14 protein-coding genes are annotated in these 18,053 nt (G+C 74.5%); 8 read left to right on the top strand and 6 right to left on the bottom strand.

Going from position 1 to position 18,053, the window contains the following annotated elements; translation table 11 throughout:
- Together AB0J72_RS55405 and AB0J72_RS55400 are read left to right on the top strand one after the other, a co-directional pair.
- Positions 1–489: YcaO-like family protein (locus AB0J72_RS55405; protein WP_363416253.1), on the top strand; the 489-nt coding region annotated here is incomplete at its 5' end.
- The gene (locus AB0J72_RS55400) at positions 486–2,105 is read left to right on the top strand and encodes a hypothetical protein (protein WP_363416250.1); all 1,620 of its coding nucleotides are present in this window, start codon (positions 486–488) and stop codon (positions 2,103–2,105) included. The genes AB0J72_RS55405 and AB0J72_RS55400, both read left to right, overlap by 4 nt.
- On the opposite strand, the gene AB0J72_RS55395 is transcribed toward AB0J72_RS55400, so the two are convergent.
- Positions 2,092–3,294 (bottom strand): FAD-dependent monooxygenase, encoded by a 1,203-nt coding sequence (locus AB0J72_RS55395; RefSeq protein WP_363416247.1) that lies wholly within the window; start codon positions 3,292–3,294, stop codon positions 2,092–2,094. The genes AB0J72_RS55400 and AB0J72_RS55395 overlap by 14 nt on opposite strands.
- A 94-nt stretch (positions 3,295–3,388) precedes the next feature.
- Between AB0J72_RS55395 and AB0J72_RS55390 the strand changes: the two genes are divergently transcribed.
- Positions 3,389–4,360 carry a serine hydrolase domain-containing protein gene (locus AB0J72_RS55390; RefSeq protein WP_363416244.1) on the top strand — a complete coding sequence of 324 codons (972 nt, stop codon included), beginning with the start codon at positions 3,389–3,391 and terminating at the stop codon, positions 4,358–4,360.
- Here the strand turns inward: AB0J72_RS55390 and AB0J72_RS55385 are convergent.
- Positions 4,357–5,016 (bottom strand): response regulator transcription factor, encoded by a 660-nt coding sequence (locus AB0J72_RS55385; RefSeq protein ID WP_363416241.1) that lies wholly within the window; start codon positions 5,014–5,016, stop codon positions 4,357–4,359. The two genes, AB0J72_RS55390 and AB0J72_RS55385, sit on opposite strands and share 4 nt — an antisense overlap.
- A 72-nt stretch (positions 5,017–5,088) precedes the next feature.
- Entirely contained in the window at positions 5,089–8,349 is a 3,261-nt protein-coding gene (locus AB0J72_RS55380; RefSeq protein WP_363416238.1) for an MMPL family transporter, read from the bottom strand.
- Between the two features lie 343 nt (positions 8,350–8,692).
- Between AB0J72_RS55380 and AB0J72_RS55375 the strand changes: the two genes are divergently transcribed.
- Together AB0J72_RS55375 and AB0J72_RS55370 are read left to right on the top strand one after the other, a co-directional pair.
- Complete coding sequence (locus tag AB0J72_RS55375) at positions 8,693–9,439, top strand: hypothetical protein (protein WP_363416235.1); 747 nt, start codon at positions 8,693–8,695, stop codon at positions 9,437–9,439.
- A complete protein-coding gene (locus AB0J72_RS55370) occupies positions 9,436–10,110 on the top strand; it encodes a 2OG-Fe(II) oxygenase (RefSeq protein ID WP_363416232.1) in 675 nt (224 codons plus the stop codon). The genes AB0J72_RS55375 and AB0J72_RS55370 overlap by 4 nt, the downstream gene beginning before the upstream one ends.
- Positions 10,111–10,195: 85 nt before the next feature.
- Here the strand turns inward: AB0J72_RS55370 and AB0J72_RS55365 are convergent, their stop codons facing one another.
- Together AB0J72_RS55365 and AB0J72_RS55360 are read right to left on the bottom strand one after the other, a co-directional pair.
- Positions 10,196–12,319 (bottom strand): MMPL family transporter, encoded by a 2,124-nt coding sequence (locus AB0J72_RS55365; protein ID WP_363416229.1) that lies wholly within the window; start codon positions 12,317–12,319, stop codon positions 10,196–10,198.
- 143 nt (positions 12,320–12,462) lie between these two features.
- Positions 12,463–13,491: a Gfo/Idh/MocA family oxidoreductase gene (locus AB0J72_RS55360; protein ID WP_363416226.1), complete on the bottom strand. Its 1,029-nt coding sequence runs from the start codon at positions 13,489–13,491 to the stop codon at positions 12,463–12,465.
- 103 nt (positions 13,492–13,594) lie between these two features.
- Here AB0J72_RS55360 and AB0J72_RS55355 point away from each other — a divergent pair, with 103 nt between their 5' ends.
- From AB0J72_RS55355 to AB0J72_RS55345, 3 genes are all read left to right on the top strand, one after another.
- Complete coding sequence (locus AB0J72_RS55355; protein WP_363416223.1) at positions 13,595–15,070, top strand: hypothetical protein; 1,476 nt, start codon at positions 13,595–13,597, stop codon at positions 15,068–15,070.
- A 53-nt stretch (positions 15,071–15,123) separates the two neighbouring features.
- The gene (locus tag AB0J72_RS55350; RefSeq protein WP_363416220.1) at positions 15,124–16,044 is read left to right on the top strand and encodes a hypothetical protein; all 921 of its coding nucleotides are present in this window, start codon (positions 15,124–15,126) and stop codon (positions 16,042–16,044) included.
- A gap of 111 nt (positions 16,045–16,155) precedes the next feature.
- Complete coding sequence (locus AB0J72_RS55345; protein ID WP_363416217.1) at positions 16,156–17,610, top strand: glycosyl hydrolase family 18 protein; 1,455 nt, start codon at positions 16,156–16,158, stop codon at positions 17,608–17,610.
- 83 nt (positions 17,611–17,693) lie between these two features.
- Here the strand turns inward: AB0J72_RS55345 and AB0J72_RS55340 are convergent, their stop codons facing one another.
- Positions 17,694–17,978: a helix-turn-helix transcriptional regulator gene (locus AB0J72_RS55340; protein WP_360573894.1), complete on the bottom strand. Its 285-nt coding sequence runs from the start codon at positions 17,976–17,978 to the stop codon at positions 17,694–17,696.
- Positions 17,979–18,053 lie beyond the last annotated feature (75 nt).

The raw sequence follows: 18,053 nt of genomic DNA, 5'->3' as shown, positions 1-18,053 counted from the left end.
GCCGGCGCCGTCGGCGAGCTCGCCGCGCTCTTGCCGGCCGTCCGCGAACGCACCCTCGCCGAGCCCGGCCGGGCCGAAGCGCTGCTGCGCGACCACGGCCTCGTGGACACCGCCGCCGACCACGCCGCCCTCTTCGCCGGCCCCGCGGCCGCGTCGTACGCCGGGTTCCTCCTCGACGACCGGCACGAAACCCCGGGCGTCCCACGCCCGTGGCCGCGGCCGCCGAGCACGGACCTGCTCGACGACCTGTACGCGTGCGCCGGCGCGGTCATGGCGACCGGCTCGGACGTCATCGTCGTCGACCTGACCACGGTCGTGCAGCGGCGGCTGGGCCTGCGGTCGGCGCGGGTCATCGCACCGGGGCTGGTGCCGCTGGACTTCGGCCGCGGACAGCGCGCACCGGGACTCCCCCGCGTCGGCGCCGCGCTGCGGCACGCCGCCGCACCCCCATCCCGGGGACTTCACCACGTGCCGCACCCCCTGGCATGACGGTGACGCCCGCGGCCCGCCCGCGCCTGCGCGCGGACGTGCGACTCACCCCGACGGCCGGCGGCATGCTGGTGCGGCGCGGAGAGACCGCGTTGCTCGTCCGCGGTCCGGCGGCGGACGACCTCGTGCGCCTCGCACCGCGGCTCACCGGCGCCTCGACGGTCCGCGGGCTGTGCGCCGGCCTACCCGCCGACGAGCGGCGCACCCTGCTGCAGCTCGTCGCCCTGCTGCTGCGCCACGACTGTGCCCGCGACGCGGCACACGACGACCAGGACCCGCCGCCCGGGGACCTGCGCCGCTGCCGGGTACTGCTCCGCAGCCGGTGGCCGGCGGCGGCACCCGTCGTGGCCGCGGCCGCCCGCACGCTGCTGCGGTCGGGGGTGCCGGCCATCGACATCGCCGCCGACCTGCCCGGCCGGGACCGCGCCGCCCTCGCCGCCGACGCCGCCGAGGCCACGCTGCGGTTCGTGTCCCCGCACCGCGCCGGCCGCGGGCACACCGTGGTCGCCTCGGTCGAGCCGGTCGGTGGCCCGGGCGAGGCGACGGTTCCGGCGTTCGTCGGCGACGGCGTCGTCGTCATCGGCGCCGGTACCTGTCCGGCGTGTACGCGGCTGCGGCTGCTCACCAACCGCGCCCCGGGCGCCGGGGTTCCGGCGGCTCCGGACGGTGCGCGTGCCGCGATCGCCGGGACGCTGCTCGGCGTCGAGATCCTGGCGGCGGTCCGGGCGCACCGGCCTGCCCCAGCGGTCCTGGTCCTGGACCTCGCCACCAGCGAGACCCGGCGGGAGCGGCTCCTGCCCCACCCGGGCTGCACGCATCCCGACGGCGTGGTCGACGCGACACCGGCGGACCTTGTCGCACCGCACGTCGGGGTCCTGGCCGGGTACGCCGACGACGCGGCGACGCAGCTGCCGCTGCGGGTCGGTGCCGTCCGCCTCGCGTACCCCGCGCAGACCGTCGTCGCCTACGACGCGTCCACAGTGGACGCCGCCCGCGCCGCCGCCGTGCGGGCCGCGGTGGCCGTGTACTCCGAGGCGGTCCTGCCCGACGGGCCGCTGCGATGGGCTCCGTTCACCGGCGGCCCGGTGCCGGCACCCTCAGCCACGTCCACGGCCGGCGTCGAGGCCGGGGTCGGGGTCGGGGTCGGCACCGACCTGGCGGACGCGGTCGCCGCCGGGCTGTGCCAGGTCCTTGCCGGCGAAGCGGCCCGGACCGGCCCCTGCCGTCCCGTCGACCCGGCGGCGCTGGCCGCGCCCGGCACCCTGGATCTTCTGCTGCGCACCGCCGCGCGGTCCGGGCTGCCGGTACACCTGTCCGCACCGGCCGACGCGGCGATCCCCGTGGTGATCGCGCGGGCGCCCGGCTCGGCGCCGGCCGTCGGGTGGGGCGACGACCCGGCGGCGGCCGCGGCGCATGCGCTGCTGTCGCTGCTCGGCCCGCGGCAGCTCACCGGCGCCGGCCGGCCGCAGCCGGCGCTCGGCACCGCCACCCTGCTGCCGGGCATCGAACGGTGGCTGCGCGACCGGCACCGGGACGCGTGGTACGCCGACATCACCCCGGCGGACGTCGCCCGCACCGGCCTGACCGTCGTCCGGACGCTGCTCAGCCTTCCATGAGCGTCGCGATCCGGCGCGCGGTGGCGCGGTCCCGCACCAGCTCCTCGAGCACGTCGCGCAGGGCCTCGCCGGTCTCGTCGCCGGCTTCGAGCGCGACCTGCAGGCGGGTGAGCGCGAGGGTGCGTTGCACGGCGGGCCGCCGCTCTGACCGGTACACGTCGAGCCGGGTGTCCGGTGCTTCGCCGCGCAGGACCGCGGCGAGGTGCTTGCCGAGCGCGACGGCGTCGAGCAGGCCGGCGTTGATGGCCGAGCCGCCGGCGCCGAAGATGTGCGCGGCGTCGCCGGCGAGGAAGATCCGGCCTTGGCGGTACCGCTCCGCGTGCCGGCTGTTCGCGACGACGCTCCTCGCGGCGTAGGCCGTCGTGTACGGCAGATCGGCCCCCAGGACGCGGCGGAGGCTGGCCCGCAGTTCATCGTCGCCGAGCTCGTCGGTCGGCTCGCTGTCGGCACGCGGTTCGTGCGTGCTGACGATGTACACGTCATTCGGGGCCGATCGGTCGAGCGCGTCGGCGGGGGCGATGGTGATCGACCCGTGTCCGGTCCGGTTGGGCCGGAACGCCGCCAGTTGACCGATGCCGCGCAGCTCGATGCGATCGCCGACCCGGGTCACGGCGCCCGGCGGGATGGTGACCCGGGCCAGCCGGGAGATGTCGGCGCTCGTGACGCCGGGGAAGCCGATGCCGAGGTGCTTGCGGACGAAGCTCCGTGCGCCGTCGCAACCGGCGAGGTACCGGGCGCGCAGGTTGACGGGCGAGCCGTCGGCGGCGGCCTGGACGGTCACCCCGTCGCCGTCCTGCTCGAGGCCGGTGACCTCGTGCCCGCGCAGGATCGTGGCGCCGAGGCGTACGGCGCGCTCGGCCAGCAGGCGTTCCAGCCGGTGCTGCGGCACCGGGAGCACGTGCAGCGGACTGCGCAGCAGGCCCAGTTCGAGGGTGAGCGGGCCGAAGCGGAACCGCGGTGGCCGCACCACTCGCAGCCCGGTGCCGCGCAGAAGCTTGCGCCGCCGCAGCTCCAGGGCGGCCCGGCCGACGACACCGTTGCCTTTCGGGGCCTGGACCGGCTCCGCGGCGCGGTCGAGAACGACCGCCCGGACGCCCGCGGCGGCGAGGTCGCCGGCGAGCAGCAGACCCGTCGGCCCGGCGCCGACGACGATCACGTCAAGGATGGATGCGTCCCTCTGAGCCGACATGATTGTCAACCTAACTTGACACACAATCCGTGTCAACCAATGTTGACACGGCACTGCGGAAGCGGCAGCGACGGTCGCGAGGCAGACTCGGGCGATGACCATTGACGCGCTCGTGCGGCGGGCGCCGATGCCGGCGGTCGCGGTGGCGGTGTTCACCCGGGACGCGCAGCTGGAAGAGGTCGTGCACGGGGTCGCCGACCTGGAGACCGGCCGGCCCGCCACCCGGCACGACTGGTGGGACCTGGCGAGCCTCACCAAGGTCCTCGTGACGGTCCCCGCGGTCCTCGACCTGGTGGCCCGCGGGCGGATCGGGCTGGACGAGCCGCTGGGTGGCGCCTGGCCGGGCGCGCGGCACGCCCCGTTCGCCGGCGCGACCGTCGCGCAGCTGCTCAGCTACGCCGCCGGGCTGCCCGCCACCGTCCCGTTCTTCAGGGAGGACGCCGACGTCGTGGGGGCGGCGCTGCGGACGCGGACAGCCGGCGCCGGGGCCGTGTACAGCGACGTGAACTTCATCGTCCTCGGCGCGATGGTCGAGGCGCTCACCGGCCGGTCGCTGACCGAGGCGGCGGGGCGGCACGGTCTGCGGTACGCGCCGCTGCCCGGCCCCGCGGTCGCCACCGAGCGGTGCGCCTGGCGGGGCCGGCTGATCTGCGGCGAGGTCCACGACGAGAACGCCGCGGCGATGGGTGGCGTCGCCGGGCACGCCGGCGCGTTCGGGACGATCGGGCAGGTGGCCCGGATCGGACAGGACTGGCTGTGCGAGCGGGTGAGCACCCCGGCGCTGCACCGGTCGGTGCGCGAGTGCTGGTCGGAGGGTGGCGGCGGGGAGCGCTTCGGCCTCGGCTGGTGGCTCGCGCCCACCCGCGGGCTGGGCGGGCCACGCGCCGGCGCGGACGGCTACGGCATGTCGGGGTTCGTCGGCAACCGGATCTGGCTCGAACCCGGCCGCGGCTACGGCGTGGTGGTGCTGAGCAACCGCATCCATCCGGTCCGCACGCCCCGCGAGCCGTTCGCCGCGTGGTGCGACGAGCTGCTGGCGACCGTCGCCGGCGCGATGGGGCGCTAACCCGGCGCGGATGGCGGGACGAGGCCGTTCTTGTACGCCAGGACGACCAGCTGGGCCCGGTCGCGGGCGCCGAGCTTGGTCATGGCCCGCTGCACGTGCGTGCGGACGGTGAGGACGCTGAGGCGCAGCTCGGCGGCGATCTCGTCGTTGGACCGGCCGTCGGCGGCCAGCTTCATGACCTCCAGCTCACGGTTCGTCAGGTCCCGGAGCTCGGGCGTGACGACGGGCGCCGGCCGCGGGGCGGCGAGGAACTGCGCGATCAGGTCCTTGGTCGCCCCCGGGGACAGCAGGCTGTCGCCCGCCGCGACGGCGCGGATCGCCTCCAGCAGCGTGTCGGTGGTGACGTACTTGCCGAGGAACCCGCTGGCGCCGGCCCGCAGGGCCCGGGCGACGTGCTCGTCGTTCTCGAACGTGGTGAGGATCAGCACCCGGGTGCCGGCGAGGGCAGGGTCGGCGCAGATGGCCTCGGTGGCGGCCAGGCCGTCGGTGCCGGGCATCCGCACGTCCATCACGACCACGTCGGGGTGGTGCCGGCGGGTGAGCTCGACGTCGGCGGCCTCGGCCACCACCGAGAGGTCCGGGCAGGAGTCGATCAGCAGCCGGAACGTGCCGCGCAGGAGCGCCTGGTCGTCGGCGAGCAGGACGCGGATGGTCACGGCGCCTCCCGGGCCCGCAGCGGAAGGGTGGTCACGACCTCGAACCCGCCGCCGCCGTCGCTGACCCGCAGCTCACCGCCGATGGCGTGGGCCCGCTCGCGCAATCCCGACGATGCCGAAGCCCTCGCCGTCCGCTGCCTTTCCGCCGGTACGGGTGGCGTTGGCGACCGTGATGGTGAGGGTGCCGCCGGTGTACCGCAGGCACACGCGGGCGGTCGCCGGCGCCGCGTACTTCGTGGCGTTGGTCAGGGCCTCCTGGATGATCCGGTGGGCGGTCAGGTCGGCGCCGGGCGGTAGGGGGCGCGGCTCGCCCTCGACCGCGAGGTCGACGGTGAGCCCGGCCGACCCGCACACCTCCAGCAGCTCCGGCAACCGGGCGAGCCCGGGCGCGGGCTCGAGGGGATCGGCGTCGCCGGCCTGGCGCAGGACGCCGACGGTGTGCCGCAGGTCGAGCATGACCGACGAGGTGGTGACCTGCAGGTCGGCGAGGAGCTTCCGGGTGAGGTCCGGGCTGCCGTCGAGCAGGTGCGCGGCCGTGCCGGCCTGCGCGTTGGCGACGGCCATGTGGTGGGCGACGACGTCGTGCAGGTCGCGGGCGATGCGCATGCGCTCCTCGGCGACCCGCAGCCGCGCCTCCTCCTCGCGGGTCCGCTCGGCATGCTCGGCCCGGGCGTGGACCGCGTCGAGGTAGGCGCGGCGCAGCCGGGACCGGCTGCCCATCGACAGGGGCAGCAGCAGCCACAGGGCGGGTCCGATGACCCGCAGCAGCACCGTCCCGTCGAGGTGGTCGACGCCGACGGCGGCGCACACGACCAGCGCGGTCGTGACGCCGCCGTAGGTCCACGCCGTCCGCGACGAGGTCGAGGCGGCCAGCCAGTACAGCGCGACCATCACCGGCGCCAGCAGCAGCGGGGTCAGCAGGTAGCCGAGGCCACCGAGCACCACGGCGCAGGCGGCGGTGACGGCGACCGTGGCCCGCGGGTGCTCCCGCGCCCTGAGCAGCGCCAGGCAGGCGAGCCCGGCCAGCACGTCGGCGACCCAGACGTGCTCGGCGCGGCCCTCGCCCGGGCCGACGAGGTGCGCGCCGAGGACCGCGCCGGCCAGCAGCGCGACCGCGATGACGCCGTCGGTCAGCCGCGGATGCCGCTCCGCGTACTCCAGGCTGACCATCCGCGCTCCTCGTCGTGCCGCCGACGTCGAGTATCTCCCGGGCAGGGACGGGCCCGGTCCGGGTTCACCGTTCGTGACTGGACACCAGCTCCTGCGTGACGGGGTCGCGGGGACGATCGCCATCCGGACGACGAACGCGTCGAAGAGCACGGCGCTGGCCAGGCTGAGGCCGATCATCTTGATGAACTGGTCCTGTTCGCTGATGAACCCGCCGAAGACCGCCATCATGATCAGCGCCGCGGCGACGACGACGCGGGCGCTGTGCCGGAACCCGGATCCGATCGCCTGGTGCGGCGCCTCGCCGTGGACGTACGCCTCCCGCATCCGCGACACGAGGAACACCTCGTAGTCCATGGCCAGCCCGAACACGATCCCGATCAGGAAGATCGGCACCGCGCTCATGACGGGGCCGGTCTGCGCGACGCCGAGCAGGTCGGCGGCGAAGCCCCGCTGGAACACCAGCACCAGGACGCCGAGCGCGGCCAGCACCGAGAGCAGGAACCCGAGGGCCGCCTTGACGGGGACCAGGATCGACCGGAACACGACCAGCAGCACCAGCACGGCGAGCCCGACGACGGTGGCCAGGTACGGCAGCAGCGCCCCCTGGATCTTGCCGGCCAGGTCGATGTTGACCGCGGTCGTGCCGGTGACCTGGAACGTCGCGCCGGTGCCGGCGGCCAGCCGGGTCCGGGCGGCGCGCAGGTCGCGGACGAGGTCCTTGGTCGCCGCGTCGGTCGGGGCGGTGGCCGGCACGGCGTCGAGGATCGCGGTGTCGCCGGCGTCGTTGAAGTGCGGCGGCGACACCGACACGATCCCGGCCGTCGCGGCGACCCGGCCGGCGATCGCGGCGACCGCGGCCTGCGGGTCGGGCGCGCCCTTGGCGTCCACGACGAACATCAGCGGGCCGTTGAACCCCGGCCCGAACGCGGTCGCGAGGGCGTCGTACGCGCGGCGTTGCGTGGTCGTCGCCGGCCGGGCCTCGTCGCCCGGCATGCCGAGCCGCAGCCCCGCGGCGGGCACGGCGAGGGCGCCGAGCAGCGCCACCCCGGCGAGCAGCACGGCGACCGGGCGGCGCGGCACGAACCGGGCCCACCTCGCACCGCCGCGGCCGGCCTCGACCGTCGCGGGGCCGCCCCGGCCGGTTGAGGCCGTCGCGGGGCCGCCGCGACCGGTTGAGGCCGTCGCGAGTGCGCGGCGGGCGGCGCGGGACAGGACCCGCTCCGGGGCGAACCCGAGGACGGCGGGGACGAGGGTCAGCGCCACCAGTACCGCCGCCGACACCGCACCGACGGCGGTCAGGCCCATCTTGGTCAGCATCGGGATGCCCACCACCGCCAGGCCCGCCAGGGCGATCACGACGGTCAGGCCGGCGAAGGCGACCGCGGACCCGGCGGTGCCGGCGGCGAGGAACACCGCCTCCTCGGCGGGCAGCCCGCGGGCGCGCTCCTCGCGGTACCGCGTCACGACGAACAGCGCGTAGTCGATGCCCACCGCGAGGCCGAGCATGAGGGCGAGCGTGCCGGTGGTCGCGGACAGCCCGAACGCGTGGCTGAGGGCGAGGATCGACAGCATGCTCACCGCGACCCCGAGCAGCGCGGTCAGCAGCGACAGGCCCGCCGCCGCGAGGGACCCCAGGGTGATCAGCAGGACGACCGCCGCGAGGGCGACGGCGACCAGCTCCGCGGTGCCCGCCGGGCCGCCGCCCTCCCCTTCCAGGGCGCTGCCGCCGGCCTCGACCATGAGCCCGGAGACCCTGGCCTCGCGGGCCGCCGCGGCCAGCTCCGCGCGGCTGGCGGCGCTGACCCGCGCGGCCGTGACCGTGTAGGCGACGTTGTCGTACGCCGCCGAGCCGTCGCCGCGGACCGCGCCGGCCTCGGACGGGTCGCCGGCCATCGCCACCTGGCCGCCGCCGGCGAGCCGCCGGGCCGCCGCCTCGACGGCCGCCCGGTAGGGCGCGTCCGTCACCTGCCGGCCCGCCGGCGCCACGAACACCACGGTCGCGCCGCCGGCGTCGGCGGTGATCCCGGGGAACCGGTCCCGCAACACGTCGAACGCCAGCTGCGACTCGACGCCGGGCACGGAGAAGTCGTCGTCGGGGGCCGGCGGCGCGGCCAGCCCCGCCACGACCACCCCCGCGAGGACGGCCAGCCAGGCGAGGACCACCGGTCCCCGGCGTCTGAAGCACCAACGGCCGAGCCGAGCCAACATCGCCGCCACGAGGTCTCCAATCCGGATCTTTGGAAGCCTTGACGATGCCGTCCGGGGGTGTCCCGTGTCGTCGTGCGCATCCGGGCGACCGGCTACGTAATCCGAACCGGTTCCCCGGGTTCGAGGTCATGCGACCGCAGTATCCGATCATTGACACCCGTCACTGAAACTCGGTAGCGTGACGCCCGGAAATGCATCAAGTGATGCTCGTTAAATACGCGTGAACGATGTATTGCTGCATGCGTAGAAACGGAGCGAATCGTTCAACATGGCCGGCGACAACCAGCATGAGCACGGAATGTCCGGGCCGGTCTTCGCCGTCGGCGGGCCGACCGCATATGACGAAGTGGTGCGGTTCACCGACGCGGTCAAGGCACTTCGCCCGCTGCCGGAAATGCCGCACCCCGATTTCCTGCTGTTCCAGACACTGCATCTCACCGCGGAACTGCTCTGGTACAACATGCATTTCGACATCGTCCGCGCCGCCGACGATCTGCGCGCCGGGGAGCACCGGTCCGCGCACCGCCTGGTGCGCCGCGCGACGGAGTTGCAGCGGCTGACGGTGACGCATCTCGGCCAGGTCCGGTCCGGCATTCCGCAGACCGAGTTCCTGCGGATCCGGGCGACGCTCCCGGACGGCGGCAGCGGCCTGGACTCACCCGGCATGCGCAACCTGCACAAGGCGTGCCGGCATCTGTGGCGCTGCTTCTGCGCGGCCATGGAGTCCGCCGGCGTGGCGTCGGAGGCGGAGCTGCTGGAGGCAGACGCGGACCACCCGGACCTGCGGGCGGTCGCGCTGGAGATGCTGGACCTCGACGACGCGATGCTCGGCTGGCAGCAGGAGCACCAGCGGATGGTGTGGGCCCGCCTCGGCGGCCACCCGACCCTCGACGACGGCACCGCTCCGCTCAGCCTGACCGGGCGGTCCGTCGGCGTGCTCGACCGGTTCGTCGCGCACATGCGCTTCCCCCAGCTGTGGCAGGCCGTGCAGGACCACTACGAGTCGATGGCCAAGCAACAGGCTTACGGAGGGACCCACCGATGACCGGCACCGCCTGGCAGCCGCCGCAGGACCTGCCCTTCCACTGGCACGTGTACGACGTCGGGCACCTGCTGCCCGGCGGCTGGGCCGCGGCGCTGCTCGACGTGGCCCGCGAGCACGCCGTCCGGCGCGTCTTCCGGCCCACCATGTCCACCGCCCGGGAGGTCGCCGACGCCGAGATCCCGATGCACAGCGTCGACGGCGAGGTGCTGCGCACGGCCGCGCCGTGGACGTTCGACCTGTACAGCGGCTGGTTCAAGCAGCTCGGCGAGCGGACCGCGGAGGAGAAGCTGGAGGAGACCGGCAGCGACAACCGCGCGCTGAGCCTCAACATCCAGCAGGGGATCACGATGCGGTACCCGTGCCACGTCGACAGCAACCCAATGCAGGGGCTGCTGTACCTGACGTCGTGCACCGAGGAGACCGGCGGCGGCCTCGTCGTCGCCCGCGACCGCGCCGCCCGGGACGTCGCCGGCGTCGACGCGGACGCCATGCGAATCTACCCGTCGGCGGGCCAGCTGTACTTCTTCGACGCGCGCCGGCACGCCCACTACGTCGAGCCGCTGCGCCGCGACGACGCCGTGCGCGCCGTGCTCACGATGAACTACTACTCGCCGTCGTGCCCGGAGACGGTCCGGCCCTCCGGGCTCGACGAGCAGCTGTTCGGCCGCTGACCCAGGCGCTGCGGGCTCGACGGGCAGCTGTTCGGCCGCTGACCCAGGCGCTCCGGGCTCCACGGGCAGCTGTCCGGGCGTCGACTCAGGCGCTCATCACCGGTTCCCGTTCCGGCAGCGACGTCTCCTTCAGGCCGACCCGCCGGTGCAGGCGCCGCAGCGGGGCCGGCGCCCACCAGTTCCACCGCCCGAGCAGCGTCATCGTCGCCGGCACGAGCAGGCAGCGCACCACGGTCGCGTCGATGAGCACGGCGGTGGTCAGGCCGAGGCCGATCTGCTCGATGCTGCCCATCTGCGCCGCCGCGAAGCAGCCGAACACGATGACCATGAGCAGCGCGGCGGAGGTGATGACGCGGCCGGTGTGCTGCAGGCCGCGGCGGACGGCGGTGTCGGTGTCGTCGCCGCCGTCGACGTACTCCTTGACGCGCCCGAGGAGGAACACCTCGTAGTCCATCGAGAGGGCGAACGCGAACGCGAACAGGATGACCACGACGAACGGGTCGAGACCGCCGACGGTGAGCGTGCCGAGGACGCCGGCGAGCCAGCCGTGCTCGAACACGGCGACCATGACGCCCAGGGTCGCGCCGAGGGAGACGACGTTGGCGAGGATCGCCTTCACCGGCACGACCAGGGAACCCGTCATGGCGAACAGCAGCACGAGCATGGCGGTGAGGGTGATGCCCAGCGCGAGCGGCAGGTCGTCGACGATGAGGTCGACGAGGTCCACCAGTACCGCGGCGTCACCGGTCACCCAGGACTGCACCCCGGCGGGCCGGTCCGCGCGCAACCGCAGCACGAGCCCCTGGGCGGCGTCGTCCTGCGCCCCGCCGCGCAGGCTCAGCTCGACGGCGGCGAGGCCGTCACCGACGGGCTTCGCCGGCTGCACCTTGCCGACGGCCGGATCGCCGGACCAGCGGGCGGCGTAGGCGTCCAGCTCCGCGGCGCCGGTCCGGGCGACGACCGTGAGCGTCGGGGCGAACGCCCGGCCGAACCGGGTCTTGAGCTCGTCGGCGACCCGCACCGACTCGATGCTGCGCGGGAAACCTTCCAGGCCGGGCAGCTTGACGGTCGCCGACAGCAGCGGCAGGCCGGCGGCGAGCAGCAGCGCCGCGGTGACCACGGCGACGAGCGCCGCCCGGCGCTGCACCAGCGCGGCGAGGGCGGCGAAGAACCCGCGCCCGGCCTCGTCCCGCCGTGCGCGGCGGGCCGGTTTGAGCCGCTTGCGGGCCACGCCGATGAGCGCCGCCGTGAACGTCAGCGACACCAGCATCGCGACCAGCGCGATCGACACCCCGGCGGCGCCGAGCGCGGTCAGCTGCCGCACCGAGAAGGCGAGGAGCCCGGCGAGCGCGGCGGCGACGGTGAGGGCGCTGAACAGGATGGTGCGCCCGGCGGTCGCCCAGGCCCGGCCGATCGCGTCGCCGGGGTCGAACCCCGCGGCCAGCTCCTCGCGGTAGCGGGCCACGAGCAGCAGCCCGTAGTCGACGGACAGGCCCAGCCCGAGCAGCGACGCCACGGTCAGCGCGTTGGAGTCCACGTCGGTGAACGTGGTGAACACGTACAGGACGGGGAAGACGGCGGCGACGGACACGACCGCGGCGAGCACCGGCACCCCGGCCGCGATGAGACCGCCGAACACGATGACGAGCACGACGAGCGTCAACGGCAGCGACAGCAGCTCGGCGCGGCCCCGGTCGGCGTCGAGGGTCCGCCCGGCGTCCCGGCTGATCGTCGCGGACCCGCCGACCCGGACTGCGGCGCCCGCGGGCAGCTCGCCGCGGAGCCGGTCCAGCTCGGCCTCGACCTTGTCGACGGCGGCGTTGCGGGTCGGCTTGTCGACCTTCTCCAGCGTGGCCACCACGAGCAGCGCCCGGCCGTCGGCCGACACCGTCGTCGCGTCGACCTTGCGCACGTGCTCGACCCCGCGCAGCCGCCCGGCGGCCGCGTCGACGGCCGCCCGCACGTCCGCCGCCTTCGGGTCGACGGCGTCCACCAGCCCGACGACCTGCCCGGACGAGTCCTCGGCGGTGCCGATCAGGTCGTACGCCTCGATCGACTCGACCTTCTTGCGCACGCTGTTGGTCTCGGAGATCGCGTCCAGCAGCGGCCCCGCCGCCAGGACCCCGCCGATCACCGCGACCAGCCACGCCCCGAGCACCCACCACCGGTTCCGGAAGCACCAGCCGCCCAGCCCCGCCATGAAACCCATGGAGCAGAAACCTGCCAGACCGCGCCGAAGGTTGCTCGGGCGGGGTCGGGGATCGGCGCACGGCGTCGCCGGAGTCGACGACGCCTGAACGCCGCCTCAGGAGCCGGGGACCCCACGTGACCGACCCGGTTCGGCCGGCGGGGTTACTCGTTGGGGTAGACCAGGCCGATCTGGCGGCGGATCTCGTCGAGGGTCTGCATGATCGTCAGGGTTTCGGCGAGGGGCAGCAGCGGCGAGTCGGTGGCGCCCGCGGTGAGCAGGTCGGCGAAGTGGGCCGCCTGGTGGACGAGGCCCTCGTGGCCGGTGATCGCGGGTGGGGCGGACTCGCTGACGTCGCCGGAGACGGTGGTGAGGCGGACGGCCTGCGGCTGGTAGAACGGGCCGGCGAGCTCGATCCGGGCGGCGGTGCCCGAGATGCTCGCGGTGGTCGGTGACGCGGCCGTCTGGGTGGTGGAGACAATGCCGTGCGCGCTGCCGGTCCGCAGGACCGCGGAGACCTGGGCGTCGACGCCGGTCGTGGTCATGGTGCCGGTCGCCTGGATCTCCTCGGGGGCGCCGAGGACGAACGAGGTGAACGAGACGGGGTAGATGCCGAGGTCGAGCAGGGCGCCGCCGGCCAGGGCCGGGTTGAGCAGCCGGTGCGTCGGCGGGATCTCGAAATGCTGGCCGTGGTCGCCGATCACCGTCTGCACGTCGCCGAGCGCACCGTCGGCGAGCAGCTGCCGCACGACGTCGTAGTGCGGCAGGAAGCGGCTCCACATCGCCTCCATCAGCAGCAGCCCCGAGCCCCGGGCCACCTCGATGAGCTCCGCCGCCTGGGCCGCGTTCTGCGTGAAGGCCTTCTCGACCAGGACCGGCTTGCCGGCGCGCAGCGCGAGGAGGGTCTGCTCGTGGTGGTGGCTGTGCGGCGACGCGACGTAGACGGCGTCGATGTCGGCGTCGGCGACGAGCGCCTCGTAGGAGCCGTAGGCGCGGCCGCCGCCGTGCCGGGCCATGAACTCCTCGGCGCGCTGGAGCGAGCTGGAGCCGGCGGCGACCACCCGCGACTTCGAGTGCCGGTGGACGGCGCCCGCGAACTGGTCCGCGATCCAGCCGGGCGCGATGACGCCCCACTTGATCGGCGGTGCGTCCTGGGGGTCCGCGGTGCGCGCGGTGGGCAGTGCAGTGCTCACGGTCGTCCTCACGTCGGTGCGGTGCTCAACCCGAAGCTACACGACGAAGATCCGGACCCGGCGCGATAGCGTTGGCGGCCGTCCGCCGACCCCGGGAGCGCCGATGTCCGCCATGCCGCCCAGCGCGCAGACCGTGCGCACGTGGTTGCGGCACCGGCGGTTCGGGGTGCCGCCCGCCGTGATCGAGGCGGCGACCGAGCGCCGGCTCACCGGGGACTGGCGCCGGGCGTGCACCGCCGCGTACGTGACGCCCGACATCGACCTGCGCGCCGTCGAGCGGGAGCACGGCCGCGAGGTCGCCGCCGCGGTCGAGGACGACCTGCGGCACCTGGCGCCGGACCTGCTGCGCTGGCACGAGCCGCTGCACGGGCACCACCCGTGGCCGGCCGCCAGCCGGCCCGTCCCGATGACCCGGCTCGCCGGCGGGCTCGGCATCCTGCTGGTCCAGGGGCCCCGCAGCGGCGGCCGGCGCCGGTTCCAGCTGCGCTTCGACGGCGGCGTCTCCCCCGCGGCCGAGCTGATCGACCGGCACCTGTGGGACGTCCGGCGGGCGTCCGGGCTGCGCGCGCTGTGCGGGCCGGAGCCGGTAGGCACCGAGGCGGTCTGCCCGCACACGACCGGCCGGCAGCGGGAGGCCGCCGCGGCCGCCGGGATCGACGCCGCCGGGCTGGCCGAGCCGCGGTCGGACTTCAGCCTGGCGAGCTACCCGCTGGTCTGGTCGAGGCTGGTGCCGGCCGCCCGCGCCCTGCTGGACCGGCGCGGCAGTCGCGCCGGGGCGGTCGACCTCGGCGAGGGTTGGCTGGATCTGAGCGAGCAGCCGACGGTCGTCGCCGGGCCCCCGCCGCGCAACGCGCCGCTGCTGCAGGTCTCGGACTGGCAGGAGCCGCTCGACGCCGAGCTGGTCCGCCACGGCCTCATCGATCCGGACGCCCTGCATCCCCTCGTCCACGACGCCCTCCTGCCCGGCCGGTCGCGGTCGCGGCAGCGGTACGGCCCGCCGGTGCCCGCCGTCGTGCCGGTCCGGTGCGGCGGGCGGGTCCACCGGCTGGCCGCCCGCGACGGGCAGTGGCACCCGCTGGACCACGACCCGTCGGACCTGACCCGGGAGGAGGCCCTCGCCGCGCTCGGCGGACCGGCCGAGGGCTGCGCCGACGTGCTGCTGAGCTGGCGGACCGGCAGGCGCCGGGACGCCGGGCTGCCGCCGCCGGTCCAGGACCTGCACGACGAGCTGTGGCAGCGGGTGGCGTACGGCGACACCGACGGCGTCCTGCGGCTGCTCGGCGACGGCTTCCCGCCGGCCGCGGACCGGGGCGGTGTCACGCTCCTGCACGCCCTGGGCTCGCTCGACCACCCGCGGCTGCTGCCCCGCCTGCTCGCGCTCGGCCTGGACGTGAACGCGCGGACGATCGTCGGCGAGACGCCGCTGCACGCGGCGGCGAGGTCGCCGTCCGACGGCGCCGCCGACCTGGTGGGGGCGCTGCTGCGGGCCGGCGCCGACCCGCGGGCGGTGAACGACCGCGGGCAGCGCCCCGCCGACCTGGCGTCCGACCCGGCGGCGGTGGCCCTGCTGCGGGCATGACGGCGCGTCTCCCGGCTGGCGAAGGGGCACCGGGGTGACTATCTTCGTGGTCCATGACGGCTGGCGACGGAGACGCCGAACCGCTGCGCGTGCCACCGTGGCTCGCCGGGCTCGGCGCCGATCCGGACCGTGCCGCGGCCGGCGGGACCTTCCGCCCCGACCCGGCCGCCACCGCCGCTCCCGATCCCATCATCCAGGACGATCCCGTCCCTGCAGATGAGACGCCGGACGATGCGGCGGACTGGGCCGCGGCACCGGACCGCGACGGCTGGCACGTCGCCGACGAGCCGTCGGAGCTGCGCGGGCTGTGGGTGTTCTGGCGGTCGCGGCTGATCGTGGCCGGCGTCGCCGCGGCCGTGTCGCTGCTGGTGATCCTGGCGGTGGCGGCGTACTTCGGCGACGAGGATCCCGCCCCCGTCGCCCCGCCGGTCGGCCTGCCCTCGCCCGCCCCGTCACCCACCGACGCGCCGCCCCCGACGCCGACCCCCGCGCCGGCCACACCCTCGGAGTCCGCGCCCGCGTCCTCGTCCCCGGCCGCCGCGCGGACGACGTCCCCGCCGCCGAAGTTCGGGCCGGTCTCGTTCGAGGCCGAGGCGCCCGGCAACACGCTCGGCGGCTCGGCGTGGGTGGACCGCTACCCCGGCGCCTCGGGCGGCTCGATCGTGCGCAACCTCGGCGACTGGGGCAGCCGCGACGGCGACGGCGTGCTGCGCTTCAACAACGTCGACGTCCCGGTCGCCGGCACGTACACGCTGAAGCTCTACCACGTGAACATCGACAACGAGCGCACCAGGACCGCCGTCGTCACGGTCGACGGCCGCGACCCGCAGCGGGTCACGCTCAACGGCGGCTCGACGTGCTGCACCGCGTCGACGCTCAAGGTCCAGCTGCGCAAGGGCGGCAACACCATCTCGGTCGCCAACCCCGACGGGCACGCGCCGTCGGTCGACCGCATCGTGCTGTCCCTGCCCTGACCTCGGGCCGCGGCGTGCCGAAATCGATCGCCGTCTTGACTGATGGTTGTTGATGTGTCTACCGTCTCAACACGCTTTTAACAAAGTTTCCTAACTGTTGGTGAGGTGAACGTGAAACGATCCCTTCGCCAGGTCCTCCTGGTCGGGGCCGTCGTCGCCGCCGTGGCCGGAGCGACCGCAATCGTGCCACTGGTCCAGGCAAACGCCGCCGCCGCATGTGCTCCGGCATGGAGCGCGTCGGCCGTCTACGTCAAGGACAACGTCGTCTCGTACCAGAGCCACAACTACACCGCCAAGTGGTGGACCACGAACGAGGTGCCGACCGCCAGCGGCCAGTGGGGCGTGTGGGCCGACAACGGGGTCTGCGGTGGCGGGACCGATCCCACCACCCCGCCGCCCACCTCGAAGCCGCCGACGTCGCAGCCGCCCACCTCGCCGCCGCCGCCCGGCGGCAAGGCCGTCGTCGGCTACTTCGCCGAGTGGGGCGTCTACGCCCGCAACTACCACGTGAAGAACATCGTCACCAGCGGCTCGGCGGCGAAGCTGACCCACATCCTGTACGCCTTCGGCAACACCAGCGGCGGGCAGTGCTCCATCGGTGACTCGTACGCCGACTACGACAAGGCGTACACCGCGGCCGACTCGGTCGACGGCGTCGCGGACACCTGGGACACCGGCGCGCTGCGCGGCAACTTCAACCAGCTGCGCAAGCTCAAGCGGCTGTACCCGAACATCAAGGTGATCTGGTCGTTCGGCGGCTGGACCTGGTCCGGCGGCTTCACGCAGGCGGCGGCGAACCCGACCGGCTTCGCGAACTCCTGCTACAACCTGGTCAAGGACTCCCGCTGGGCCGACGTCTTCGACGGCATCGACATCGACTGGGAGTACCCGAACGCCTGTGGCCTCAGCTGCGACGCCAGCGGCCCGGCCAGCTACAACAACGTCATCACGGCGCTGCGGAACAAGTTCGGCCAGAACTTCCTGGTCACCTCCGCGATCTCGGCCGACGGCTCCAACGGCGGCAAGCTCGACGCCGCCGACTACGCCGCCGGCATCTCCAAGCTCAACCTGGTCTTCCCCATGACCTACGACTACTACGGCGCCTTCAGCCCGCAGGGCCCGACGGCACCGCACTCGCCGCTGAACTCCTACTCGGGCATCCCGACGCAGGGCTTCTGGTCCGACGCGGCGATCCAGAAGCTCAAGTCCAAGGGCGTTCCGGCGAACAAGATGCTCCTCGGCATCGGCTTCTACGGCCGCGGCTGGACCGGCGTCACCCAGGCCGGCCCGGGCGGCACCGCGACCGGCCCGGCGCCCGGCACGTACGAGCAGGGCATCGAGGACTACAAGGTCCTGAAGAACTCCTGCCCGGCCACCGGCACCGCCGGCGGCACCGCCTACGCCAAGTGCGGCAGCAACTGGTGGGGCTACGACACCCCGGCCACCATCGCGGGGAAGATGACCTACGCCAAGCAGCAGGGCCTCGGCGGAGCCTTCTTCTGGGAGTTCTCCGGCGACACCAGCAACGGCGAGCTCATCACCGCCATCAAGAACGGTCTCGCCTGACGCCTGAACGGTCTCGCCTGACCAACGTCGCGCCGCCGCAGCCGGTCCCGGGCTGCGGCGGCGCGGCCGCTTTCCGCCCGTCGCTACGGACCGGCGGCCTTCTCCAGCGCGCGGATCTCGACCCACAGCGCGCGCAGCCGCTCGACCTCCCGGTCGCTGCGCCCGAAGACCTCGAGCATGTCGTCGACGTGGTGCCACTTCGGCGACCGCTCACCGATCCCGTTCAGCACCCGGAACACGGTCGACTTCGAGATCCCGACCTGTCCCGCGATCACACTGTACGAAGGTTCCCCGGCCTCCCGATGGGCTTCCATCAGTTCCTCGGCCAGCCGCCTGCGCAGTGCCCCCAACTTGACGGCGTCGTCCATCATCCAAGCATGCCGATGAATGACGCCCCGGTAAAGCACGACCGCGGGGCGCGGCGGCCGCGCGGATAGCATGAT

Source organism: Dactylosporangium sp. NPDC049742 (assembly GCF_040674675.1).
Lineage (GTDB): Bacteria > Actinomycetota > Actinomycetes > Mycobacteriales > Micromonosporaceae > Dactylosporangium > Dactylosporangium maewongense.
This window is presented reverse-complemented; position numbering and strand designations above follow the sequence as displayed.

Excerpts from the sequence above, each read along its gene's own strand:
- AB0J72_RS55375 (WP_363416235.1), top strand. The coding sequence starts at position 8,693 with ATGTCCGGGCCGGTCTTCGCCGTCGGCGGGCCGACCGCATATGACGAA.
- AB0J72_RS55400 (WP_363416250.1), top strand. The coding sequence starts at position 486 with ATGACGGTGACGCCCGCGGCCCGCCCGCGCCTGCGCGCGGACGTGCGA.
- AB0J72_RS55365 (WP_363416229.1), bottom strand. The coding sequence starts at position 12,319 with ATGGGTTTCATGGCGGGGCTGGGCGGCTGGTGCTTCCGGAACCGGTGG.
- AB0J72_RS55395 (WP_363416247.1), bottom strand. The coding sequence starts at position 3,294 with ATGTCGGCTCAGAGGGACGCATCCATCCTTGACGTGATCGTCGTCGGC.
- AB0J72_RS55370 (WP_363416232.1), top strand. The coding sequence starts at position 9,436 with ATGACCGGCACCGCCTGGCAGCCGCCGCAGGACCTGCCCTTCCACTGG.
- AB0J72_RS55355 (WP_363416223.1), top strand. The coding sequence starts at position 13,595 with ATGTCCGCCATGCCGCCCAGCGCGCAGACCGTGCGCACGTGGTTGCGG.
- AB0J72_RS55350 (WP_363416220.1), top strand. The coding sequence starts at position 15,124 with ATGACGGCTGGCGACGGAGACGCCGAACCGCTGCGCGTGCCACCGTGG.
- AB0J72_RS55340 (WP_360573894.1), bottom strand. The coding sequence starts at position 17,978 with ATGGACGACGCCGTCAAGTTGGGGGCACTGCGCAGGCGGCTGGCCGAG.
- AB0J72_RS55390 (WP_363416244.1), top strand. The coding sequence starts at position 3,389 with ATGACCATTGACGCGCTCGTGCGGCGGGCGCCGATGCCGGCGGTCGCG.